Annotated in this window: 27 protein-coding genes and 1 tRNA gene; 15 read left to right on the forward strand and 13 right to left on the reverse strand. The window is 72.1% G+C overall.

The window, feature by feature from the left end; all coding sequences use genetic code 11:
• Positions 1-19 precede the first annotated feature (19 nt).
• A tRNA-Arg gene (locus PKC53_RS04280) sits at positions 20-92 on the forward strand.
• 26 nt (positions 93-118) lie between these two features.
• On the opposite strand, the gene PKC53_RS04285 is transcribed toward PKC53_RS04280, so the two are convergent.
• The 3 genes from PKC53_RS04285 to PKC53_RS04295 form a co-directional block, all read right to left on the reverse strand.
• Entirely contained in the window at positions 119-763 is a 645-nt protein-coding gene (locus tag PKC53_RS04285) for a BON domain-containing protein (protein ID WP_324426661.1), read from the reverse strand.
• A complete protein-coding gene (locus PKC53_RS04290; protein ID WP_324426712.1) occupies positions 760-1,344 on the reverse strand; it encodes an SIS domain-containing protein in 585 nt (194 codons plus the stop codon). The genes PKC53_RS04285 and PKC53_RS04290 overlap by 4 nt, the downstream gene beginning before the upstream one ends.
• 94 nt (positions 1,345-1,438) lie before the next feature.
• On the reverse strand, positions 1,439-2,242 hold the full coding sequence (locus PKC53_RS04295) for a hypothetical protein (RefSeq protein WP_324426663.1): 804 nt from the start codon (positions 2,240-2,242) through the stop codon (positions 1,439-1,441).
• Between the two features lie 264 nt (positions 2,243-2,506).
• Here PKC53_RS04295 and PKC53_RS04300 point away from each other — a divergent pair, with 264 nt between their 5' ends.
• Complete coding sequence (locus tag PKC53_RS04300) at positions 2,507-2,995, forward strand: hypothetical protein (protein WP_324426665.1); 489 nt, start codon at positions 2,507-2,509, stop codon at positions 2,993-2,995.
• Here the strand turns inward: PKC53_RS04300 and PKC53_RS04305 are convergent.
• Entirely contained in the window at positions 2,931-4,628 is a 1,698-nt protein-coding gene (locus tag PKC53_RS04305) for an MBL fold metallo-hydrolase (protein WP_324426667.1), read from the reverse strand. The genes PKC53_RS04300 and PKC53_RS04305 overlap by 65 nt on opposite strands.
• A 122-nt stretch (positions 4,629-4,750) precedes the next feature.
• Here PKC53_RS04305 and PKC53_RS04310 point away from each other — a divergent pair, with 122 nt between their 5' ends.
• The 5 genes from PKC53_RS04310 (at position 4,751) to PKC53_RS04330 (ending at position 9,466) form a co-directional block, all read left to right on the forward strand.
• On the forward strand, positions 4,751-5,938 hold the full coding sequence (locus PKC53_RS04310; protein ID WP_324426669.1) for an acetyl-CoA C-acyltransferase family protein: 1,188 nt from the start codon (positions 4,751-4,753) through the stop codon (positions 5,936-5,938).
• Between the two features lie 60 nt (positions 5,939-5,998).
• Positions 5,999-7,138 carry a CaiB/BaiF CoA-transferase family protein gene (locus PKC53_RS04315; RefSeq protein WP_324426671.1) on the forward strand — a complete coding sequence of 380 codons (1,140 nt, stop codon included), beginning with the start codon at positions 5,999-6,001 and terminating at the stop codon, positions 7,136-7,138.
• 247 nt (positions 7,139-7,385) lie between these two features.
• Positions 7,386-7,970 carry a sigma-70 family RNA polymerase sigma factor gene (locus PKC53_RS04320; protein ID WP_324426672.1) on the forward strand — a complete coding sequence of 195 codons (585 nt, stop codon included), beginning with the start codon at positions 7,386-7,388 and terminating at the stop codon, positions 7,968-7,970.
• Positions 7,967-8,584: a hypothetical protein gene (locus PKC53_RS04325; protein WP_324426674.1), complete on the forward strand. Its 618-nt coding sequence runs from the start codon at positions 7,967-7,969 to the stop codon at positions 8,582-8,584. Before PKC53_RS04320 ends, PKC53_RS04325 begins: the two co-directional genes overlap by 4 nt.
• Positions 8,585-8,602: 18 nt before the next feature.
• The gene (locus PKC53_RS04330) at positions 8,603-9,466 is read left to right on the forward strand and encodes a caspase family protein (protein ID WP_324426676.1); all 864 of its coding nucleotides are present in this window, start codon (positions 8,603-8,605) and stop codon (positions 9,464-9,466) included.
• Positions 9,467-9,490: 24 nt separating this feature from the next.
• Here the strand turns inward: PKC53_RS04330 and PKC53_RS04335 are convergent, their stop codons facing one another.
• Positions 9,491-10,450, reverse strand: a complete 960-nt coding sequence (locus PKC53_RS04335; protein ID WP_324426678.1) for an alpha/beta hydrolase — start codon at positions 10,448-10,450, stop codon at positions 9,491-9,493.
• A 168-nt stretch (positions 10,451-10,618) separates the two neighbouring features.
• On the opposite strand from PKC53_RS04335, the gene PKC53_RS04340 reads away from it, so the two are divergent.
• The 6 genes from PKC53_RS04340 (at position 10,619) to PKC53_RS04365 (ending at position 14,573) form a co-directional block, all read left to right on the forward strand.
• On the forward strand, positions 10,619-11,191 hold the full coding sequence (locus PKC53_RS04340; protein WP_324426680.1) for a hypothetical protein: 573 nt from the start codon (positions 10,619-10,621) through the stop codon (positions 11,189-11,191).
• 89 nt (positions 11,192-11,280) lie between these two features.
• Entirely contained in the window at positions 11,281-11,589 is a 309-nt protein-coding gene (locus PKC53_RS04345) for a hypothetical protein (protein WP_324426682.1), read from the forward strand.
• Between the two features lie 27 nt (positions 11,590-11,616).
• Positions 11,617-13,278 carry a DUF4384 domain-containing protein gene (locus tag PKC53_RS04350; protein WP_324426683.1) on the forward strand — a complete coding sequence of 554 codons (1,662 nt, stop codon included), beginning with the start codon at positions 11,617-11,619 and terminating at the stop codon, positions 13,276-13,278.
• On the forward strand, positions 13,262-13,624 hold the full coding sequence (locus tag PKC53_RS04355; RefSeq protein WP_324426685.1) for a hypothetical protein: 363 nt from the start codon (positions 13,262-13,264) through the stop codon (positions 13,622-13,624). The genes PKC53_RS04350 and PKC53_RS04355 overlap by 17 nt, the downstream gene beginning before the upstream one ends.
• Positions 13,625-13,734: 110 nt before the next feature.
• A complete protein-coding gene (locus tag PKC53_RS04360) occupies positions 13,735-13,941 on the forward strand; it encodes a hypothetical protein (protein ID WP_324426687.1) in 207 nt (68 codons plus the stop codon).
• Between the two features lie 89 nt (positions 13,942-14,030).
• A complete protein-coding gene (locus tag PKC53_RS04365; RefSeq protein WP_324426689.1) occupies positions 14,031-14,573 on the forward strand; it encodes an OmpA family protein in 543 nt (180 codons plus the stop codon).
• Positions 14,574-14,622: 49 nt separating this feature from the next.
• Here the strand turns inward: PKC53_RS04365 and PKC53_RS04370 are convergent, their stop codons facing one another.
• Positions 14,623-15,732 (reverse strand): OmpA family protein, encoded by a 1,110-nt coding sequence (locus PKC53_RS04370; RefSeq protein ID WP_324426691.1) that lies wholly within the window; start codon positions 15,730-15,732, stop codon positions 14,623-14,625.
• On the opposite strand from PKC53_RS04370, the gene PKC53_RS04375 reads away from it, so the two are divergent.
• On the forward strand, positions 15,731-16,030 hold the full coding sequence (locus PKC53_RS04375) for a hypothetical protein (RefSeq protein WP_324426693.1): 300 nt from the start codon (positions 15,731-15,733) through the stop codon (positions 16,028-16,030). The two genes, PKC53_RS04370 and PKC53_RS04375, sit on opposite strands and share 2 nt — an antisense overlap.
• A gap of 13 nt (positions 16,031-16,043) precedes the next feature.
• Here PKC53_RS04375 and PKC53_RS04380 read toward each other — a convergent pair whose 3' ends face one another.
• Positions 16,044-17,480 (reverse strand): caspase family protein, encoded by a 1,437-nt coding sequence (locus PKC53_RS04380; protein WP_324426695.1) that lies wholly within the window; start codon positions 17,478-17,480, stop codon positions 16,044-16,046.
• 216 nt (positions 17,481-17,696) lie between these two features.
• On the opposite strand from PKC53_RS04380, the gene PKC53_RS04385 reads away from it, so the two are divergent.
• Positions 17,697-18,236 carry a c-type cytochrome gene (locus PKC53_RS04385; protein ID WP_324426696.1) on the forward strand — a complete coding sequence of 180 codons (540 nt, stop codon included), beginning with the start codon at positions 17,697-17,699 and terminating at the stop codon, positions 18,234-18,236.
• Between the two features lie 42 nt (positions 18,237-18,278).
• Here PKC53_RS04385 and PKC53_RS04390 read toward each other — a convergent pair whose 3' ends face one another.
• From PKC53_RS04390 to PKC53_RS04415, 6 genes are read right to left on the reverse strand one after another with little or no spacing between them, the layout of a single operon-like run.
• Positions 18,279-18,821, reverse strand: a complete 543-nt coding sequence (locus tag PKC53_RS04390; RefSeq protein ID WP_324426698.1) for a DUF2946 family protein — start codon at positions 18,819-18,821, stop codon at positions 18,279-18,281.
• Positions 18,822-18,835: 14 nt separating this feature from the next.
• Complete coding sequence (locus tag PKC53_RS04395) at positions 18,836-19,801, reverse strand: alpha/beta fold hydrolase (protein ID WP_324426700.1); 966 nt, start codon at positions 19,799-19,801, stop codon at positions 18,836-18,838.
• An 11-nt stretch (positions 19,802-19,812) separates the two neighbouring features.
• Positions 19,813-20,262, reverse strand: a complete 450-nt coding sequence (locus PKC53_RS04400) for a nuclear transport factor 2 family protein (RefSeq protein WP_324426702.1) — start codon at positions 20,260-20,262, stop codon at positions 19,813-19,815.
• Between the two features lie 9 nt (positions 20,263-20,271).
• Positions 20,272-21,159 carry a formyltetrahydrofolate deformylase gene (purU, locus tag PKC53_RS04405; protein ID WP_324426704.1) on the reverse strand — a complete coding sequence of 296 codons (888 nt, stop codon included), beginning with the start codon at positions 21,157-21,159 and terminating at the stop codon, positions 20,272-20,274.
• A 43-nt stretch (positions 21,160-21,202) separates the two neighbouring features.
• Positions 21,203-21,412: a zinc-finger domain-containing protein gene (locus PKC53_RS04410; protein ID WP_324426706.1), complete on the reverse strand. Its 210-nt coding sequence runs from the start codon at positions 21,410-21,412 to the stop codon at positions 21,203-21,205.
• 2 nt (positions 21,413-21,414) lie between these two features.
• A complete protein-coding gene (locus PKC53_RS04415; RefSeq protein WP_324426708.1) occupies positions 21,415-22,311 on the reverse strand; it encodes a branched-chain amino acid transaminase in 897 nt (298 codons plus the stop codon).
• Positions 22,312-22,313 lie beyond the last annotated feature (2 nt).

Genomic DNA, 22,313 nt, shown 5'->3' on the forward strand with positions numbered 1-22,313 from the left:
AGGGAAAAGCGGTCCATCCGCGTCCGTAGACATCCATCTTCTCTGCCCTCCGAAGGCAGGGGTCGGACGTTCGAACCGTCTCGGGCGCGCCAGCTTTGCCCGCGCTCGCGCGAATCGCTCAGCCGCCCGTCTTGCGCAGCGTCGCGAGTTCGGCGTCGCTGACGATCTCGAACACCCGCACCACCTTCAGCACCCCGCCGACGCCGCGCGCGAGTTCGGTCGCGCGCGTGGCCTCGCGCTCGCTGACGCGGCCCATCAGGTACACCACGCCGCGCTCGGTCAGCACCTTCACGGCGTTGGCCTCGAGGTCCCGGGCGTCGATGAAGGTGGCCTTGACCTTGCTGGTCAGCACGGCGTCGTTCGAGCGCGCCGTCAGCGAGCTGCTGCCCATCACCGCCAGCTCGTTGACGACCGAGCGCAGGTTCTCTACGCCGGCCACTGCGCGTTCGACCGCACTGCGGTCGGCCTCGGTGGGCACCTCGCCGGTGAGCAGCAGCACGCGGTTGTAGCTGGTGAAGTTGACGTGACCGCGGTCGCCGATCGCGTCGCGCGCGCGGTTGCGCGCCTTCAGCTCGATCGACTGGTCCTCGAGCTGCGTGCCGGCGGTGCGGCGGTCGGTCACGACCAGCGCCGTGCCGACGGCCGCGCCGCCGACGACCAGCGGCGCGCAAGCGCCGAGCAGCAGCGTGCCTGCCAGCGCGGCGGCGGCCACCGTGATGCCGCGTGCGCGGCGGGATTGGCGTGCGTACTCGTCGACTCTCATGCGCGATCCTGTTCACCCATCAACTGCAGGTCGAGCACGTCGCACAGCGCGTGCGCGACGAGCAGGTGCACTTCCAGCACCCGCGCCGCGCGCTCGTGCGGCACGCTGACCAGCACATCGGTTTCACCCAGTGCGGCGATCAGCGGGCTGTCGGGCCCTGCGAACGCCACCACGGTCATGTCCTTGCCCTGCGCCGCCGCCGCCACCTCGGCCAGCGACGCCGCGTCTTCGCCCGCGCCGAACAGCACGAGCACGTCGCCTGGCGCGCCCAGCGCCTGCACCTGCAGCGCCAGCCGGCGTGCCGCCGGCAACGCGCTGGCGTTCAGGCTTGCGTCGGTGCCCAGCGCGAGCGCGGCGAGCGACGGGCGTTCACGCTCGAAGCGTTCGACAAGCTGCGCGGCCATCGCCTGCGCGACGGCCTGCGACGGACCGGACCCCGCCAGCAGCAGCTTGCCGCCCCCGGTGATGCCCCCCAGCAACGCCTGCGCCGCATCGGCCACCGGCCGCGACAGCGCTTCGGCGGACTGGTACAGCAGGTCGGCGGCGTCGAAGAAGTGCTGCTGGATGCGCTGCTCGACCATGGACATGGATCATATGACAGCGCCCCGCGGCGCCGGTTCCGACGCCGGGGGTGCACCCGCGCCCTCACGGACCTTGCGCCGCCTCAATCGATGTTCACCTGACCCCACCGAAACGTGCGGCACGGTGTGCACGAGCGGCCTCGCCGGGTCGCGTTGCGTTGCGTTGCCGAAGGTCCCGGCCTGTCCCGACCAGGCCATCGGCGACGTCGGCGAGGCGAACGATGAGGGCTGATCCGCCACGCATGGCGTCGGCACCACACGCCATTGCCGTTCGCAGCGACTGGACGACCCTGTCGAGCCGCCGCGTCGCGCCCATCGGCCACTTAGCCGGCTTGCGCTGGCGGCCGCAGTGGCGCTCGCTGCGTGCTGCGGCCCGGCGCACGGCGCCGACCTCCCCGCCTGTCGTGCGGGCGCCGTCGACCCACCGACCCCGGCGTGTCGTCACGCGACCGCCGGCGCCAGCGTGGGCGAAGCGCTGGCGCTGATCGCACCCTGGGCCAGCGACGGGCGGTACGCCGGGGCGCTGCGCGTGGTCGAGGAAGCGCGCCCCCTCCACCCCTCGAACGCGCTGCTGCGGATGCGCGAGCACGAAGTGCAGGGCCTGGCGGACGAGGCGGCCTGGCTCGCGCGCAGGCCAGGCGACGCCGCTGCACGGCCTGCCCCCGACCTCGCGCTGGCCGAGACGCAGTGCCTGCGGTTGGCCGGCGAGGCCGCCCTGTCCGCCTGCGACCGGGCCTCGCCGCAGCGGCCCGACGACCCACGGCTCCTCGTCGCGCCCGGCGACCTGCTGCTGACCCTCGGACGCCACGCCCAGGCCGAGGCGTCGTATCGCGCCGCGGCGGCGCGCGAGCCGAGCCCGACGCTCGACCAGAAGATCGCGCTGGCTGCTGGACGCCACCGCGCTCGGGCGCTACCACGCGCTGGCGAACGGCATCAAGGCCGACCGCCACCGCGAGCGGCTGGACACGGCCATCCACGACGCGAGAGCGGTCGGCGAGGTCCTCGCCAACCACCACGGCTTCGACGTCACGCTGCTCACCGTCGCCACGCGAGGCGACATCGTCGAGGTGCCCGGCGAGTACCGCAACCGGCTGCGCGGCAGCGACAGCCTGCTCGTCTACTGCGCCGGTCACGGCTGGCTCGACGACGAGGCCGACAAGGGTTGAATCGCCGCACGCATTGGGTCTCGAACGACACCGTGCGCGACACGCTGCGCGCCTTGAAGGCCCGGCACGTGCCGATGGTCGCCGACAACTGCTTCTCCGGCTCGCTGGCGCGCGGCGCCGACATCGGGATGGGCCGAGGTCAGGAGCACCTCGAACGCGTGGCGCGACTGAGGTCCCGGCAGGTCCACACGCCGGGCGGCCGCGAGCCGGTGGCCGACTCGAGCGGCAGCGGCCACTCGCCGTTCGCTGCCGCGCTGCTCGAGGTGCTGCGCGGCAATCGCGGCGTGCTCGACGCCACGTCGCTGTTCGCCGAACTGCGCCGCCCGGTGGCGCTCAGCTCCGAACAGCTGCCGCAGTTCGCCGACATCCGCATGGCCGGCCACGAGGGCGGCGACCCCGACGTGCGCGGCCGGCCGTCGGTCAACGCGCCACGAGCATCCACTGCCGAGCCCGCTCGACCGCCGTGCCGTCGTGCTCGAGCTTGAGCAGGTGCGCCTTCAGCGAGCGCATCGCCATCGCGTGCAGCCGCGGCGGCACGTCGTCGTAGACGCGGGCGAGCAGCGCATCGGCCCCGGCCGCGCCGAGGGCGCGCAGCGCGTCGACCACCTTGGCCTCGCGCCTGAGCCGGTGTGCGATCACCGCCTCGATGGCCTCGCGCGGGCGTGCCATCAGGAAGCCGTGGCCGGGTGCGAGCCACTCGAGGTCTTCGGCGAGCAGTTCGCGCAGTGACGCCAGGTAGGCGGCCATGTCGCCGTCGGGCGGGTTGATGACCACCGTCGACAGCTGCATCAGGTGGTCACCGGTGAACAGCAGCCTCTCCTGCTCGAGCAGGTAGCACAGGTGGTTCGACGCGTGGCCGGGAGTGTGCATCGCGCGCAGCGTGCAGTCGGGGGTCAACGCGAAGCGCTCGCCGCCGGCGAGTTCGACGTCGGGCGCGAAGTCCGCGTCCTGCCACTCGGGGTGCGCGGCGCGGCGCCCGTGCACGGTGGCGCCGGTGGCGGCCACCAGGGCCGCCGTCGCCGGCGAGTGGTCCAGATGGGTGTGCGTCACGAAGACCCAGCGGATCGGCCCCGGCGCGCCCGCCAGCACGGCCCGCACGTGCGCCGTGTCGTCGGGGCCGGGGTCGATCACCGCCCACAGGTTGTCGGAGCCACCACCGACCAGGTAGGTGTTGGTGCCGGGACCGGTCATCACGCTGCCGTTGTTCGCCGTGACGCGCACCAGCCGCGGCGACAGGCGCACCGCGCGGCCGGGCTCGATCTCGTAGCTGTGGCTGCCGCGGCACTGCGGGTCGACGCGCGCGAGCTCGGCGTACGCCGGCTCGTCCGGCGTGACCGGACGCTGGCCCTGGCGTCCGCGGCCGATCATCGGCATCGTCAGCGGCACGGTGCGCGGCGCGCGCGCGAAGGACAGCAGTGCGTCGACGCGGTCGAAGCGTGCGATCGCCTCCAGCGTCTTGAGGGTCGGCGTCATCAGCTTGAGCTCGCCCGCGCGCGACAGCGCGTCGGCCGGGCGCAGCCAGCGCTGCTCGACCACCTCGGTGGCGTCGTGCGCCGAGATCTGCACCGGCGGCGCCTCGGCGACGAAGAACCGGGTATCGAAGCGCTTGACGCGCACCGGTGGCGTGAGCCAGTGGCTGAAGTAGACAAGCCGGTCGAGCGCGAGCTCCCAGCCGGCAGCCGCGCACAACTGCGCGAGCGTGCGCTCCCCGCGGTGCATCGGCTCGCGCCAGGCGGCCACGCGTGCCGCCTCGTCGCCGTGCAGTTCGACCAGCGAGGCCTGGCCGGGCGCGCGCGCGTACAACAGCCCCGCCTCCTCGAAGCACTCGCGCACCGCGGCGACGTAGTAGCCCAGCCCGCCTCGCTCGAGCCCCAGTCGTGCGCAGGCCTGCGCGTCGTCGACGCCGGCACAGCAGCGGTGCGCGTCGGCGTCGGACGCGTCGACGATGCCGCCGGGAAACACCCACGCACCGCTGTTGTGGTCACCGCGCTCGGCGCGCCGCAGCAGCAGCACCTCGATGCCGACCGCGGCGTCGCGCACGACGACCAGCGTCGCGGCGGGGCGTGGGGGAGGCGGCGTCGCGGTGGCGGAAGCGGTGTGGACGGTCGATTCGCTCATGGCGGGGCAGGGGCTCGAAGGCTGCGAGTCTGGCATGGCCGGCGAGTGGCCGCCACGCCGTCAGCCCGGTGTTTGCCGGGAGCGCTATCGTCGGGGGGTCTTCCCCCCATGAGGAGCCTGCCATGAGCATTCCCCGCGACGTGTACGTCGTTGCCGCAGCCCGAACCGCGATCGGCACCTTCGGCGGCAGCTTGAAGGACGTCCCGCTGGCCGACCTGGCCACTACCGCGGTGAAGGCCGCACTCGAGCGCAGCGGCGCGCCGGCCGACGCGATCGGTCACCTGGCGATGGGCAACGTGATCCCGACCGAGCCGCGCGACGCCTATCTCAGCCGGGTCGCCGCGATCCAGGCCGGGCTGCCCAAGGAGACGCCGGCGTTCAACGTCAACCGGCTGTGTGGCTCGGGGCTGCAGGCCATCGTCTCGGCGGCGCAGGCGATCACGCTGGGCGACTGCGAACTCGCGGTCGGCGCCGGCGCCGAGTCGATGAGCCGCGGCGCCTACCTGCTGCCCGGCGCACGCTGGGGCACTCGCATGGGCGACGCGCAGATGCTCGACTACATGGTCGGCGCGCTGCACGACCCGTTCCACAAGATCCACATGGGCATCACCGCCGAGAACGTGGCCGAGCAGTTCGGCATCAGCCGCGCCCAGATGGACGAACTGGCGGCGGAGAGCCACCGCCGCGCCGCCGCGGCGATCGCAGAGGGCCGCTTCAAGTCGCAGATCGTGCCGATGGTCAGCAAGGGCCGCAAGGGCGACGTCGTGTTCGACACCGACGAGCACGTGAAACCCGGCACCACGGTGGAGACGCTGGCGGCGATGCGCGCCGCGTTCAAGAAGGACGGCGCGGTGACCGCCGGCAACGCCTCGGGCATCAACGACGGCGCCGGCGCCGTGGTGCTGGCCAGCGCCGCCGCGGTGAAGGCCCACGGCCTGAAGCCGCTGGCGCGGCTGGTGGCCTACGCCCACGCCGGCGTCGAGCCGACGATCATGGGCATCGGCCCGGTGCCGGCCACGCGCAGGGCGCTCGAGCGGGCCGGGTTGAAGGTCGCCGACCTCGACGTGATCGAGTCGAACGAGGCGTTCGCCGCCCAGGCTTGCGCGGTGGTCAAGGAGCTCAGCCTGGACCCTGCGAAGACCAACCCGAACGGCTCGGGCATCTCGCTGGGCCACCCGGTGGGCGCCACCGGCGCGATCATCACCACCAAGGCGCTGTACGAACTGCAGCGCGTCGGCGGGCGCCACGCGCTGGTGACGATGTGCATCGGTGGCGGGCAGGGCATCGCGGCGATCTTCGAACGCGCCTGACCGCGGCGGCCGGGCGCCGATCGTCGGCGCCCGCAGTCATCACACGGGGGAGACGAGACGATGCCTGGACCGCTGGCCGGCCTGAAGGTGATCGAGATGGTCGGGCTCGGGCCCGCGCCGTTCTGCGCGATGCTGCTCGCCGACCAGGGTGCCGAGGTGATCCGCATCGACCGCCCGGGCGCCGCCGGCGCGCTGGGGCTGCCGCCGACCTACGACGTGCCCGCACGCGGGAGGCGCTCGCTGGCCATCGACCTGCGCAAGCCGGGGGCGGTCGCCGCGGTGCTCGACCTCGTCGCGCAGGCCGACATCCTGATCGAGGGCTTCCGCCCCGGTGTGATGGAGCGCCTCGGGCTGGGCCCCGATGCGTGCCTAGCGCGCCGGCCGGCGCTGGTCTACGGCCGCATGACCGGCTGGGGTCAGACCGGCCCGCTGGCGCACGCTGCCGGGCACGACATCAACTACATCGCGCTGTCGGGCGCGCTGCAGGCCATCGGTCGTGAGGGCCAGGCGCCGGTGCCGCCGCTGAACTACGTCGGCGACTACGGCGGCGGTGCGATGCTGTTGGCGTTCGGTGTGCTCGCGGCGCTGTTCGAGGCGCACCGCAGCGGCCGCGGGCAGGTCGTCGACGCGGCGATGACCGACGGCGCGGCGCTGCTGTCGGCGATGTTCTACGGCCTCAAGGCAGCCGGCGTCTGGCGCAACGGGCGCGGCGTCAACATGCTCGACTCGGGTGCGCACTTCTACGACACCTACCGCTGCGCCGACGGCAAGTACGTGGCGATCGGCGCGATCGAGCCCCAGTTCCACGCTGAGCTGCTGCAGCGCCTGGGGCTCGACGCGGCGGAGTTCCAGCGGCCGCTCGACCCGCAGCGCTGGCCGGCGCGCAAGGCCAGGCTGGCCGAGGTGTTCGCGACGCGCACGCGTGACGACTGGTGCACCGTGCTCGAAGGCAGCGACGCCTGCTTCGCGCCGGTGCTCGACTGGGACGAGGCGCCGCGCCACCCGCACAATGTCGCGCGCGGCGCCTTCGTCGATGTCGGCGGCGTGACCCAGCCGGCCCCGGCGCCGCGCTTCAGTCGCAGCCACGCCGACGCGCCCACCGCGCCGGCCACCCCCGGCGAGCACACCGAGACGGTGCTTCGCGACTGGGGGGTGGATCCGTCGCGCATCGCCGCGCTGCGCGACGCCGGCGCGATCTGATCGCCCCCCGGGTCGGGCCACGCCCGACCGGCGCCACGCGGGAGTCCGGTGGTCTCGGGCGGCCCGGCCACGACCCGCGCGGGCCAGACCGAAAAGAGTTGAACCGCCGCGCCGGCAGGCGCAACAAATCATGGACACGAAGGTGCGACCTGCCGGGCCGTGCCGACGTGCATTCGTCCGGTGGCTGCCCAACGGCGGCGGCGGCGGCCACGCGCTATATTGCGACGTCGCCACCACCGCCGCCGTCATGGACAACGACCGGGTCATGGACCTGCTCGCACGGATCGGGAAGGAAGACCAGGCAGCGTTCCGCGAGCTGTACAAGGCGTTCAGCCGAAAGGTCTACGCCTACGTGCTGAACATGCTCAACGACCACGCGCGGGCCGAGGAAGTATTGGTGGATGCGATGTACGAGGTTTGGCGGCACCCCGCCCGCTTTCGCGGGGACTCGCAGTTCAGCACCTGGCTGATCGGGATCGCGCGCAACAAGGCGCTGATGGTCTATCGCGCGCGGCGCCCCGACGAGGCGCACGACGACCTCGACGACGTCGCGGACACGCTCGCCGCAGACACGCCAGACGGCTTCGCACAGCTGGCGGCCAAGCAGCGCAGCGAAGGTGTGCAGCGCTGCATGGGGCGGCTGTCCGACGAGCACCGCGAGTGCATGCACTTGGTGTTCTTCGAGGGCCTGTCGCTGGCCGAAGTGGCGCAGGTCCAGCGCTGCCCCGAGGGCACCGTGAAGACGCGACTGTTCCACGCGCGCCAGAAGATCAAGCAGTGCCTGCAACTGCTGCTCGGGCGCGAAGGCGGGATCGCCGGGGTGGCGGCATGAACGAGCGCTTCGAGGAACTGCTGCCGTGGTACGTGAACGGCACGCTCGGCGACGAGGATCGCGCCTGGGTCGAGGACTACCTGGCGCGGCATCCGCAAGCCCGCGCCGAGCTCGAGTGGCACCAGTCGCTGCGCGAGCGCATGCTCGAGACCGCGCCTACGGTGCCCGTCACCATCGGTCTCGCGAAGACGATGCAGCTGATCCGCGGCGACCAGCCGACCTGGGCCGAACGCATCAACGCCTTCTTCGCGGGGTTCGGCATGCGCCCGGCGACCGCGCTGGCCGCACTCGCGATCGTCGCGGTCCAGGGCGGCGTGATCTTCAACCTGCTCGGCGACGCGCGCGAAGACGCTGCCGAGATTCGCTCGCTGCGCGCGGTGCAGACCGACGAGGGACCGCTGCTCAAGCTCAACTTCGCGCCCGACGCGAAGGAGGCCGACATCCGGTTGCTGCTCGTCGAGGTCGGCGGACATTTGGTCGGCGGCCCCGGCCAGCTCGGCGACTACTACGTGCGCGTCGCGCCCGGAGCCGAGGCGCAAGCCCTGGCGCGTCTGCAGGGCCGTCCGATCGTGCAGGCAGCGTCCCTGGCGCCGGGCCTGCCCCCGCGCGAGTAAGCGATGGAAGTCACGGCGATGAGAAGGCTGCGACCTGCCGCATCGGGTGAGCCCCGCCTGCCGCGCCGTCGCCTGCTCGGCGCCGCGGCCGCCGTGCTCGCCGGCGCCGCGACAGGTGCCGTGCCGCTGCACGCTCTGGCATCGAAGGGCGACGAGCGCATCGCCGTCGTGATCGGCAACGCGGCGTACAAGGTGGCGCCGCTGAAGAACCCGGTCAACGACGCCAAGGCGGTGGCGGCACGCCTGCGTGGCCTGGGCTACTCGGTCGGGCTGCACGAGAACACCTCGCTGCGCGAGCTGATCGAAAGCCTGCGCGACTTCTCGCTGCGCGCCGCACGCGCGCAGGTGCGCCTGTTGTTCTATGCCGGCCACGGCGTGCAGCTGCGCGGACGCAACTACCTGCTGCCGGTCGACGCCGACCCGCAGACCGAAGAGGAGATCGTCCGCCAGGGGGCCGACGTCGCCGCCTTCGTCGACCGGCTCAGCGCGATCCCGCACGGCATCAACATCGTCGTGCTCGACGCCTGCCGCGTGAACCCGTTCGCCGGCGGCGTGATCGTCGGGCCCGACGGTCGCCGACTCAAGTTCCGCGGCTCGACGCCGGCCGGCCTGGCCCCGCTCGACGCCCCGGTCGGGACGATGGTCGCGTTCTCGACGTCGCCGAACGGCGTGGCGCTGGACAACCCGGCCGGGCCCCACAGCGTGTACACCAAGCACCTGCTCGCGCACCTCGACACACCGGGGCTGCCGATCGAGCAGGTGTTCAAGCGCGTGCGCATCGGCGTCGCCGAGGACACTGCACGCGTGCAGGTCCCGTGGGAGTCGTCGAGCCTGACGGCCGACTTCTGCTTCCGGCCGTCGGCGCAGGGCCGCTGCGGCTGAGCTGCGCCTCGCGGCGACCCGCACTCAGGCGTGGTCGGCGATGAACTGCACCAGGTCGTCGGCGAACCGCCAGGGCTCGCTGTAGTGCGGCGAGTGGCCGGCCTGCGGGTAAACCCGCACCTGGGCGTGCGGTACCGCCTGCCGGTACCAGGCACCCAGAGGCAACCCGCCGTAGTGCGAGCTGCGCCCGCCGAGCACCACCATCAGCGGCGCGTCCAGCCGCGACAGCGAGTGCCGGAAGTCGGCCGCCACCAGCGACTCGGCGAGGTCGAGCAGCGGCGCCGCCTCGACGCGACCCAGCCAGCGACGCAGCCACCGCCCGAGGGTCGCTTCGGGTCGAAGGTACGGCTTCAGACGCTCGCCCGCCACCGCCTCGATCTCGGCGGCGACCGTCTCGGCCAGGTTGAGCCGGGCGCCGGCGATCAGGCTGTGCAGCATCGGCGCGCTGCAGCTGCCGAACAGCCCCAGCCCCCAGTGCTCGTCGGTCACGATGCGCGGGGACTGGTCGACGAGCACCACCGCGGCCACGCGCGCGGTGCCGTGGTCGTGCAGATACTGCATCACCGTCAGCGCCCCCATCGAGTGGCCGACCAGCACGGCGCGACCGAGGTCGAAGTGGTCGATCAGGTCGCGCAGATCGTGCGCCAGGCGCGCCAACGTGATCACCCCCTCGACCGGTCGGCAGCGGCCGTGGCCGCGGCCGTCCCACGCGTACGCGCGATGCCTGCGCGACAGCCGGCGCGCCACCGGCATCCACTGGCGGTGCGAGCAGCCGAGCCCGTGCACCAGCACCACCGGGCTGCCCTGCCCGATGACGCGCACAGGAATCGGCTGTCCGTCGCCGGCGGGGTAGGCGACGAACTCGCCCCCGCGCAGTCGCGCGGTGCCGAGCCAACCGAGGTTGTGCAGCGCCCCCAGCAGGTCGACGAACCCGGTCAGCCGCCGCGTTCGGTGGCCTGACCCGGCGGGCTCGGTGGGGGGCATGGACGGTGCGACGGTGGCCGAGGCGGCATCGCAGCCAATCCTAGCCCGTGGAAGACGCAAAAAGCTTGAACCACCGGCGCGGGGGCCGCAACCCATGGAGCGGATGGCAAGCAATTCAGCAACGCCACCAAACCCGAAACCTCAACCCCTGATCACTGGAGACCCATCATGCAAACCTTCCGCAAGACCGCCCTGTTCCTGGCCCTCGGTGTCGTCGTCGCCGGCGCGATGGCCGGCGAGATCCGCGACTCCGCCGTGTCGGCCAGCGGCGTCGTCAACAGCTCCGTCGGCCTGGCATCGAGCGCGCTGCAGAACATCGGCGTGGCCGAGGGCAACGGCAAGATCCGCAACTCGGCGGTGATCGTCAACGGTGCGTCGAACACGTCGATCGGCCTGGCGTCGAGCGCGCGGCAGAACATCGGCCACGTGAGCGGCAACGGCCAGATCAACCGCAGCACGGTGATGGTCACCGGTGCGAGCAACACGTCGGTCGGGCTGGCCAGCACGGCGCGTCAGGACATCGGCTTCGCCCGCGACAACGGCCGCGTCCAGGACTCGTTCGTCAGCGTCGCCGGCGCGGTGAACACCGCGGCGGGGCTGGCCTCGACGGCGCGGCAGGAGATCGGCGGCGCGTCGGGCAACGGCGAACTGCGCAACTCCTTCGTCCTCGCCAACGGCGCGTTCAACTCGGCGGGCGGCCTGGCCTCGACGGCGACGCAACGCATCGGCGTGGCACGCTGAGTCCTTCGACCCGTCGGTGGGGTCTGCGACGCACGACGCCGCGGACCCCATCGTCACATCAGTCCGTCGTCCGACTGAAGGAGCACCCGATGAACAAGCGCCTGTTCGGCAGTCTCGTCCTGGTCGCGATCGCGGCGCACGTCTCGCCGGCCTTCGCGTCCGAGGAGGAGTTCGACATCGACACCCGCTTCAGGGCGAAGATCGTCAAGGAGAAGGTGCGCCAGGCCGCGCTCGAGCGCAAGCTCGGCGCCCTGGGCAAGGGGCTTGACAGCCCCACCTGCGGCAGCCAAAACATCGGCAACATCGACACGGGTGGCCGCCCCGGAACCGCACCGCGCGAGGTGTTCGTCTTCGCACCGAACGCGATCAACATCGTCTCCGGCCGCGGCTGCAACTGACTTCACGACCGCGGGAGCGCCACAGCCATGAACGCCTGCCACCGCCCGATGCGCCCCAAGCGCTGGATGGTCACCCTGGCCGCCGCCACCGCCGTGCTCGCCGGTTGCGCGAGCGTCGACGTCAAGCAGCGCACGGTCGAGCAGACCCAGCCGATGCGCCAGGGGCCCGAGCAGGCCCCGTTCCGCACGATCACCGGCTTCGCGCCGGCGCTGCGCTGCATGGACGGCATGCTCATCGACTACGGCGTGCGCGATGTCTCGATGCTGGTCGAGGAACTCGTCGACCAGACGAAGAAGGTCAACGTCGGGGCGCGCGACATGCTGATCTCGGCGGTGTCGGACATGACGCGACGCAGTCGTGCGATCCGCCTCGTCGCCTTCGGCAAGGATGCGGGCAACGTCATCAGCTTCCTTGCTGCGGCGCAGCGCCAGAGCGCCTACGACGTGATCCCGACCTACGACATCAAGGGCTCGATCTCGCAGCTCGACGAGAACCTGATCCGCAACCAGAAGGACCTGGGCATCGGCTTCCAGCCGTTCATCAACCTGGGCATCTCGCGCGACGCCGCGTCGACCATCCTCGGGCTCGACCTCAGCGTGCTGACCACCGAGGACATGTCGATCCTGCCTGGCGTGACTTCGCGCAACTCGGTGGTCATCCTCAAGCAGGGCAAGGGCTTCGACGGCGACGCTGCGTACCACAAGTTCGGCATCAGCTACAGCATGAACCTCAGCCGCGCGGAGGGCCAGGCGCAGGCGCTGCGCGGACTGGTGGAGCTGGCGGTGATCGAACTGGTCGGCAAGCTGACGAAGACGCCGTACTGGCGCTGCCTCGGCGCCGACGCCGGCGCCAACGAAGAGATCAAGCTCGAGATGTCCGACTGGTACTACGCGATGGCCGCCAGCCGGCTCGAGCTGATCGCCTACTTCCAGAACCAGCTTCGCCGCCGCGGCTTCTACGACGGCCCGATCGACGGCGAGTTCAACCCGGCGATCGACGAAGCGATCGCCAGCTACCGCGGCGCGCTCGGGCTCAGCCGCGAGGCGGTGCTCGACGAGGCGTTCTTCGTCGCGTTCCTGAACGCCGACCACACGAAGATCGAGCGTCCCCCGACGCCGGCGCGGCTCGCCGTGGCCCCGCCGACGCCGTCGCCCGCCCCGCAACCTGCGCCTCAACCTGCGCCCCAACCCGCGCCGCAGCCGGCCGCGCCACCCGCTGCGTCGCCCGCCGCGCCTGCGGCGGTCGCCGAGGCGCCACCCGCGGTGCCGTTGGCGCTCACCCTGTCGACGCCGACTCGGCAGACGCGCTTCGCGCTCGGCGAGCCGATCGGGCTGCAGGTCAGGCTGACGCGCGACGCCTACGTGTACTGCTATCTTCAGGACGAAAACGCCCGGATCTCGCGCTTCTTCCCGAACCGCTTCGCGAAGGACGCGCTGGTATCGGCGTCCCGCCCGTTGGCGCTGCCCGGCGCGATGCGGTTCCAGCTGGCGATGACCAAACCGGGCGCGCAGGAGACGTTCGCCTGCTTCGCCACCGAGCGCGACGTGAGCGCCGAACTGCCCCCACAGGTCGTCGGCACCGACTTCGAGCCGCTCGCCGTGGGCTCGATGTCGCAGGTGCGCAGCGCGTTCGTCGCTGCAAGTCGCGGCGCGCTCGCCCAGGAGGTGATCCATGTTCAAGCCAAGTGACCTGGCGCGGCGCCTGCTCGCCGCCGGGGGCATCGTCGCCGCAGCGGCAGGCGGCCCGGCCAGCGCCCTCGCCGCCGTCTCGACGACGCCGCCGCGCGATGCCGCCGCCCCCGCCCGCGTCGACGGCGGCTACCAGATCCGCTGCTGGCAGCACGGGCGGCTGCTGTTCGAGGAAAACCACGTGACGTTGCCGCCCGACGGTACACGATATGCCCTGCGCATCGCCGCGACCGACCGCACGGGCCGTCCGCTGTACGTGGCGCAGACGGACAGCGCCACCTGCTTGATCCGCGCCGCGGCCGACGCGCCGACCCCGGCGACGCCCGGCGGCGCCGCGCGTCGCTGATCGACCCTCGGGCGCGGTGGCCGATGCGCTGCGCCCCGGTCTCGGGTCCGCGGCCGCGCCGCGCCGGCGCAACACATGGGCATCGAAGCTGGCAACCCACGGAGCCCACGATGCCCACCATCACCCCCCAAGGCGCCTACGAACTGCGCTTCCGGTCGATCTTCGACACGGGCCGCGGCCTGGCCTTCCGCTGCGACGCGAACGGCCACGTCGACCTCGACGCGCTCAGCGAGACGGCGCGAGCCAACTACCTGTTCGCCCGCGCGATGGTCGGGCGCGACTACGCGGCGCCCGTCGTGCTGCCCACCGTGCATTGACCGCGGCGGAAATCCACCGACGATTTGAACCGCCGCGCCAGATGCCGCAACCCATGCACGAGTCCACCCGCTGCCACCAGGAGAAGCCCATGTTCCGCACGCTGTCCGCTCTGACGCTCGCGACCGCCCTGCTGTCGGCATCCGCCTGGGCCGGCGACGTCGTCCATTACCGCGAAGGGCAGCAGCTGAACCCGGTCGACGTCGCGACGATCCTCGGCGGCTCGCCGCCGGCGCGCATCAAGACGCGCTCGATCCGGCTGCTCGACGACGCCCCCCCCGCGCAGGCCGAGCCTGCGGCGCAGGCGCTGTCGCTGCAGGTGCGGTTCAACTTCGACTCGGCCGAGATCGCACCCGCCGCCCGCCCGCAGCTCGACGCGCTCGCCGACGGCATCAAGATGCTGCCCGCCGGCCGCTCGGTGCTGGTCGAAGGCCACACCGATGCGATCGGCAGCGAAGAGTACAACCGCATCCTGTCGCAGCGGCGCGCGCAGGCGGTCAAGCGCTACCTGGCCGTCGAGCACGGCATCGACCCGGCGCGCCTGCACACCGTCGGCTTCGGCGAAGACCGCACGATCGCCGGGGTCGACCCGACGGCACCCGACAACCGCAGGGTGCAGTTCCGCGGCCTCTGATGCCGACACCGGGCGCGGGTGTGCAGCAGCGCCCCCAGCCCGGCCGCACTCAGGCCGGACAGTCCTTCACCGCGAAGTCGACGCGCCGGTCCAACGCATCGCGGGCGTCGTCGGTGCCCAGGCCCGACAGGTTCTGGCTGGACCCCTTGCCGATCGCCGTCGTGCGCTTGCCCAATGGCGGCGCGGCTGTGCTGATGCGCTGCTTGATGTACTGCGCGCGCATCAGCGACAGCCTCTCGTTCAACGGCTCGGGGCCGGTGCGGCTCGTGTGGCCGCTGATCTCGAGGCACGCCGTGCGCTGCGCCGTCTGGCGCGACAGCTGGGCGATCCACATGTGGTACGGCCCGCTGATCTGGGGATCGGGCAGAAACTGCGTGGAGCCCGGACGGAACAGGAACTTCAGCCCGAGCTGGTTCTGTGCCAGGCCGAAGTCGACGATGCGTGCGAAGGCCTGCGCCGCTTCGTCGCGGCGGTTGAGCTTGCTGGCCGTCAGGTAGATGCCGTTGTGCACCCGCAGCTGGTCTCCGCCCGGCAGCCGCAGCACACCGCGGTAGATGTCCAGCGCCTCCTCGTAGAAGCCCTTCTCGTAGGCAATGATCGCGTCGTTGATCATCGCCGCGGCCATGATCCGGTCGTAGTAGGCCGGGTTGATCGGGTCGCCCGCCTTCGTCCCCTGGCAGGTGCGCACGTAGCCCTGCGTCGCCGGGTCGGGCGCCCAGGCCGGGCTGTCGAGAAAGAACGCCGTGGGCGTCATGTCCACACCGTCCATCGCGGCGCGCGCGAACCCCTTCGAGACGATCAGGCCGGTGCGCAGGTCGACGAGTGCCAGGCAGACGCGATGCCAGTCCTTGCCGGGCTTGTTGCTGCCGTCGGCGTGCACCGCCGTGAAGGTGCCGACGAACAGCATCGGCCCCTTGGCCAGCGTCGCCGTCGTGAACGGCTGCAGGTCGAACTGCGGATAGCGGGCCTTGACCAGCTCGGTGATGCGCGCCTCGATGCCTTCGGTGGCGATCGTCTGGTAGCCGGACACGCCGTCGACCAGCGGGTCGATGACCAGCGGCACCTTGGGTGCGTTGCCGCGCCCGGTCGCGGCAGGGTCGATCTTGGCGTTGCCGAACAGGTTGTTGGCGGCGAACATCACCGCGTCGGCGAGCGGCATGATCGGCGGCAACGCAGGGGGCGCCGGCGGCGCGGCTGGGGCCGTGGCCGGCGCCGCCGCGGCGGGTGGCGCTGCCGCGACCGCCGCGGCCGGTGCCGGTGCCGCCGCCGGTGCAGGCGGTGTCGCGGCGACCGCCGGCGCAGGCGGCGCCGGTCGCGGCGCAGCGGCCGCCGGGCTGGCAGCCATCGGCGGCCGCGACGGCTCAGCGGGTGGCTGCCACGCCGCGCACCCCGCGAGGGCGATCGCGGCGCCGGCCACGATGCAGCGTCTGACTTGCGTGATCGACGTGCGGGCTTGAAGCGGGTCCATGTTCAGCACTCCTTTCGCAGGTAGTCCATGTCGGCGGGAGACAGCGGTTCACCGAGCTGCGCCCGGATCAGCAATGCGACGCAACGCTCCGAGCCCGCCGCCGGGCGGGCGCCGCCGGCCACCGCCTTCGCCGGCGAGGCCGCTGGTGGTGACTCGGTCGATGCCGGCTTCGGTCGACTGCGTTCGACACGCGCAGCCACCGTGGGCGTCGGCCCCTCGGGCTTGGCAGGCGTCGGCTTCGCGTCGACCCGTGGCTTGGGCTTCGTCCCGGCGTCCTCGCGCGGCACCGCGGCCACCGCAGGCGGGCTGGTCGGCGACGCACTCGCCGGTGCCGCCGTCGGGCGTGTCGGCGGCGGCGTCGGCTCCACGGCCGCGGCCTTCGCCGGCTCGTTCGCTTCGGCAGGCGCGGGCGACGGCGCGGGGGTTTCGGCACGCGTGGGTGCCGTGGCAGGCGTCGTGGCGGGTGCCGAGACAGCCACGCCCGACGCCTGTTCGAGCCGCCGCGACAGCTGGCGCAGCTGTTCCTCGAGCTGCTTCTGTTCGCGCTCGCGCTGGTCGAGCAAGTCCTGCAGGCGCGCCAGGTCCAGGCGGCGGCCGACTTCGTCGTCGGCGCGCGGCCGGGGATTGAAGCTGAAGTTGGCGGTCAGCGACGTGTTGACCCACGGCACCTGGCGCTGGTTGGTGTCACGCAGCACCTTGACGCGCACCTGCTTGAACATCTGCTCGACCTCGATGCCCTCGACGAGCATCTCCTTGACGAGGTGCCGCGTGTACACGCTATTCGTTCCCGGCGGGCCGTCCTCGGCCGTCGCGCCGGGAGCCGACGAGTACGCGATCAGCGCGCCTCGTGCGGCCATCTCGGCCAGCCCGGTGGAGGCGCGCACCGTGCGGGTCTTGCCGCCGAAGGGGTTGTCGCGGCAGGCGTCGAGGATGACGATGCGCACCTGCGCGCGCGCGCGCTCCAGCCGGCTGACGAGCAGTTCGTCGATGTCGACACCCTCGTCCTTGACCTCGTCCTCGTCCCGCAGGTTCAGGTCCACCGGCAGCAGGAAGTTGCGGCCGTCGATCTGCACGCCATGTCCCGCGTAATAGAACACCGCCACCGCGCCTTCGGACTGCAGGCGGCGCGAGAAGTCGCGCAGCACGCGCCGGAACTCCTTCATCGGCAGGTTCACGTGCTCGGTGACCTCGAACCCGAGGCGCCGCAGCGTCGACGCGACGACGCGCGCGTCGTTCTCGGGGTTGTTCAGCGGCGACGCGGGGTAGCGCGCATTGCCGACAACCAGCGCGAGCTTCTTCTCCGCCGCCGGCGCCGCCTGCGCGGCCAGTGCGGGCAGTGCCGCGGCCAGCCAGACGCAGCAGGCGCCGAGCAACGCGAGCCAGCGCCACGTCCGCTGCAGGACGATGCGCCGCGGGCTCGCAGGCCATGACCCATTCATCGATGCATCGATCGCGCGCGACGACCCCACGCTGACGAGACTTGCCCAATGCTAAACCCGCGCCCGCGCGAGGTCGATAGACAACGCCGCCGCGGCGGTGCGCCGCGGTCGGCTCGGCGCAGGGCGCTCCTATAATCGCGCGCTTTGACCACGCCCGAACGTCGGGAATCGCCTGCGGCGCGTCACCGCGCACGTCCACCAGACGACTGAGGTTTCATGAGCCACGCCAACGACCACGACGACAGCGCCCACGAGGGCCCGATCAAGACCCCGCGGCAGCTGATCTGGGCGGTGGTGTTCGCGTTCCTGGTGCCGATCCTGCTGATCGTGCTGCTCGTCAACTTCGTCGCCAGCGACGACAAGCCCGCCGCGGGCACCGACGCGCTGGGCGCCGAGGCGGTCGCGCGTCGCATCCAGCCGGTCGGCGCGATCGAACTGCGCGACGCCTCTGGCCCGGCCGTCGTGCGCACCGGCGAGCAGGTCTACAACGCCGCGTGCGCCGCGTGCCACGCCGCCGGCGTCGCCGGGGCACCGAAGCTCGGCGACAACGGCGCGTGGGCGCCGCGTATCGCCACCGGCTTCGACGCACTGCTCAACTCGGCGCTCAAGGGCAAGGGCGCGATGGGCCCCCAGGGCGGCGGCGAGTACAGCGACTACGAAGTCGGCCGCGCGGTGGTCTACATGGCCAACGGTGCCGGCGGCAAGCTGCCCGAGCCGCCCGCGCCGGCGGGCGACGCCGATAAGGCGGCGCAGTGACTCCCAGGCGCAGACGGCGCTGACGCTGCCACCGCCGTCGACTCAAACCCGCGCGTCGGCCTGCGGACTCTGGCGGTAGCCGAAGCGCGCCGGCATCGCGTCGAACGGCATCGTCTGCGGCGCCGGCCACCGACCGGCCTCGATCGCCTGCGCCGCCAGCGCCACGTCCAGCGTGTGCACGATGCCGAAACCCGCCGCGGCGACGGCGAACAGCCGACCCTGCTCGTCGAGCCAGGTCGCGCTCACTTTGCCCGCCGGCGCGCCGGTGTGCGACTCGGCGGCGATGCGGCCGCCGCAATCGACCAGGCGCCACACCCAGGGCGCCGCCTCGAGTTCGACGTAGACGCGCTGCGGGCCGTTCTGGAAGTACCAGGCGCCGTCGGCGTCGGCGGCGTAGTTGCGTGCGATGAACGCGGCAAGGCGTTCGTGCTCGACGCGGCTGCCGCGTGAGGCCGGGAACGGCCCCGCGGCCTGCGTCGCCGCGTCGCGCAGCCACCAGTGCCCGCGCGCGTCGAGTCCGAGCCAGCCGCGCACGTGCGGCACGTTCGGCCACTTGCGCAGCGCCGCTTCGACGATCGCGTCCATGCCCCGAGTGTGCGTCAACCTTGCCGGCACATCCACGCCATCACCGCCGCGGGCAGCGCCAACACGTGGCCGGGCGGTGCGCCCGCCGGGAACCCGACGTGGCCGCCGTGCGCCGGCTGCCACAGCGTCACCCGGGGGCCGACCTCGTGCGCGCGCGGCAGGCTGGCCGCCGGCACGAACGGGTCGTTGCGCGCGTTGAGCACCAGCGCGGGGATGCGGATGCGCCGCAGGTGCGGCTTGGCCGATGCGCGCGCCCAGTAGTCGTCGGCGTCGCGGAAGCCGTGCACCGGCGCCGTGAACGCATCGTCGAACGCGTACAGCGTGCGCGCGGCGAGCATCCGCTCGCGGTCGAACAGGCCCGGGTGCTGCGCCCACTTGGCCAACGCCTTGGGTTTCATCGTGCGCAGGAAGTGCGGCGTGTAGCTCAGGCGGTTGAAGCCGCGGCCGATCGCGTGGCCGCCGGCGGTCAGGTCGACCGGCGACGACACCGCGGCCACCGCGCGCACGGTCGCTGCCGCGCTGTCGCCGGCCTCCTCGGCCCAGCGCAACAGCGCGTTGCCGCCCAGCGAGACCCCCACTGCATACAGCGCCCGGCCGTGGCACTCGCGCAGTCGCGCGACGATCCAGCCGACTTCCTCGAAGTCGCCCGAGTGGTAGGCGCGCGGCGACAGGTTGATCTCGCCCGAGCAGCCGCGAAAGTGCGGCACCGCGTAGTGCCACCCTGCGGCGCGCGCCCAGTCGGCGAAGGCCAGCGCGTAGGCGCTGCGCGACGAGCCCTCGAGGCCGTGGAACAGCACGAGCAGCGGCGCGCCCGGATCGGCGGCGTCCTGGAAGTCGACGTCGACGAAGTCACCGTCGGGTGCGGTCCAGCGTTCGCGCCGGTAGGCCGGCGGCGTGCCGCGGTGGCGGCGTGCGAACAGCGCCGGCCAGATCGTCTGCAAGTGGCCGCCGGGCAGCCAGCGCGGTGCGCGGTACTGCATCGCACGCCCGCTCAGTGCAGGATCGACGGCGTCTCGGCGATCTCGGGCGGCTCGCGCGGCGAGCCGGGACTGGCGTGGTGCGCGACCAGCCGCCAGCCCTGCGCCGAGTGCACGTAGACGTTGGTCGCCAGCACCCACGCCGTCTGCGCGCCCTCGGGCCCGGGCACCTCGATGCGCTCGACGACGCTGTGCACCGCGCCGCCGGCGGCGTGCACGCGGCGGACCTTGTCGGCGTGAACGGCGATCGCACCGTTGGCGAAAATCGCCTCGAACGTGGCTCGGATCGCGTCGGCGCCGACCACGCGCGGGCCCCCCGGGTGCACACAGAAGATCTCCTCGTCGTCGGCCCACAGCGCCATCAGCCGCTCCAGGTCGGCCTCGCGCAGCGCCTCGTAGAACTGCGCCTCGATGTCGTCGGGCGACGCCATCAGCGCGGCGGTCTCGGCCTTCGAGCGCGGCATCGGGCGGGGTCAGCGGAACACGACCGTCTTGTGGCCGTTCATCAGCACGCGGCGCTCGACGTGCCAGCGCACCGCGCGCGCCAGCACGACACACTCGACGTCGCGCCCGACGGCGGTCAGGTCCTCGGCCGACAGCGAGTGGTCCACGCGCGCGACGTCCTGCTCGATGATCGGCCCCTCGTCGAGGTCGGCAGTGACGTAGTGCGCGGTCGCGCCGATCAGCTTGACGCCCCTCGCGTGCGCCTGCGCGTACGGCCTGGCGCCCTTGAAGCTGGGCAGGAAGCTGTGGTGGATGTTGATCGCGCGACCCTTCAGCGCGTCGCAGAACGCGGGGCTGAGGATCTGCATGTAGCGCGCGAGCACGACCAGGTCGACGCCCGCGGCCTCGATCAGCGCACGCACCTGCGCCTCCTGCGCCGCCTTGACCCGCACCGCGTCGCCGTCCCCTGCGATCGGCAGGTGGTGGAACGCGATGCCGTAGCTGTCGGCGAGTGCGGCGAAGGTCGTGTGGTTGCTGACGATCGCCGGGACGTCGACCGCGAGCTGGCCGCTCCTCCAGCGGAACAGCAGGTCGTTCAGGCAGTGGCCGTGCTGGCTGACCATCAGCAGCACGCGCGGGCGATGCGCCACGGCGTGGAAGCGCGCGTCCATCGCGTACTGCTGGCGCACGTGCGCGAAAAGGCGCTCGAGCGTCGGCGCGTCGGCCAGGTGCGGCGGCGCCTCGAAGTGCACGCGCATGAAGAACAGGCCGGTGGCGTCGTCGCCGTCCAGGTCGCCGAACTGCTGCGAGTCGAGGATGTTGCAGCCGGCCTGGTACAGCAGGCCCGACACCGCGTAGACCACGCCCTTCGTGTCGGGGCAGGACAGGGTGAGGATGAACTCGTGCTCGCGCGCCATCGGGGGCTTCGGGGGTCGGGCCGGCCGGCGGCGGCCAGCGGCGTCAGTGGTGCGCCGCGAGCTTCTCGCCCGCCTTCAAGCGGTACACCGTGCCGCAGTAGGGGCAGCGCCCCTCGCCGGTGGCGGCGACGTCGATGAACACGCGCGGGTGCCCGCTCCACAGCGGCATCTTCGGGTGCGGGCAGTGCGTCACGCCCGGGCCCATCAGTTCCTTGGCGGCCAGCTCGACGACGGCCTTCGGTTCGCTGCTCATGCTCAGACCCTGGTCAGCCACTCGGCGTACTTCGGATTGCGGCCGTTGACGATGTCGAAGAACGCCGACTGGACCTTCTCGGTGATCGGCCCGCGCTCGCCGGCACCGATCTGCACGCGGTCGAGCTCGCGGATCGGCGTGACCTCGGCCGCGGTGCCGGTGAAGAAGGCCTCGTCGGCGATGTACACCTCGTCGCGCGTGATGCGCTTCTCGACGAGCTTCAGCCCCAGGTCCTGGCAGATCGCGAAGATGGTGTCGCGGGTGATGCCGTTGAGCGCGCCTGCCGACAGGTCGGGGGTGTAGACCACGCCCTTCTTCACGACGAACAGGTTCTCGCCGGCGCCTTCGCTGACGAAGCCGGCGCTATCGAGCAGCATCGCCTCGTCGTAACCCTCGTCGGTGGCTTCCATGTTGGCCAGGATCGAGTTGGTGTAGTTGCTCACCGCCTTGGCCTGGGTCATCGTGATGTTGACGTGGTGACGCGTGTAGCTGCTGGTCTTCACGCGGATGCCGCGCCTGAGCCCCTCCTCGCCGAGGTACGCGCCCCAGGCCCAGGCGGCGATCATCAGGTGGATCGTGTTGCCCTTCGGGCTGACGCCGAGCTTCTCGGAGCCGATCCAGGTCAGCGGGCGGATGTAGCAGCTCTCCAGCTTGTTGGCGCGCACCACCGCGCACTGCGCGTCCATCACCTGCTCGACCGTGTACGGGATCTTCATGCGCAGGATCTTGGCGCTGTTGAACAGCCGCTCGGTGTGCTCGCGCAGGCGGAAGACCGCGGTGCCGCCGACGGTGTTGTACGCGCGCACGCCCTCGAAGGCGCCGCAGCCGTAGTGCAGCGTGTGCGTGAGCACGTGGATCTTGGCGTCGCGCCAGTCCACCAGCTCGCCGTCCATCCAGATCT

This window comes from Azohydromonas sp. (assembly GCF_035325925.1).
GTDB lineage: Bacteria > Pseudomonadota > Gammaproteobacteria > Burkholderiales > Burkholderiaceae_C > Calidifontimicrobium.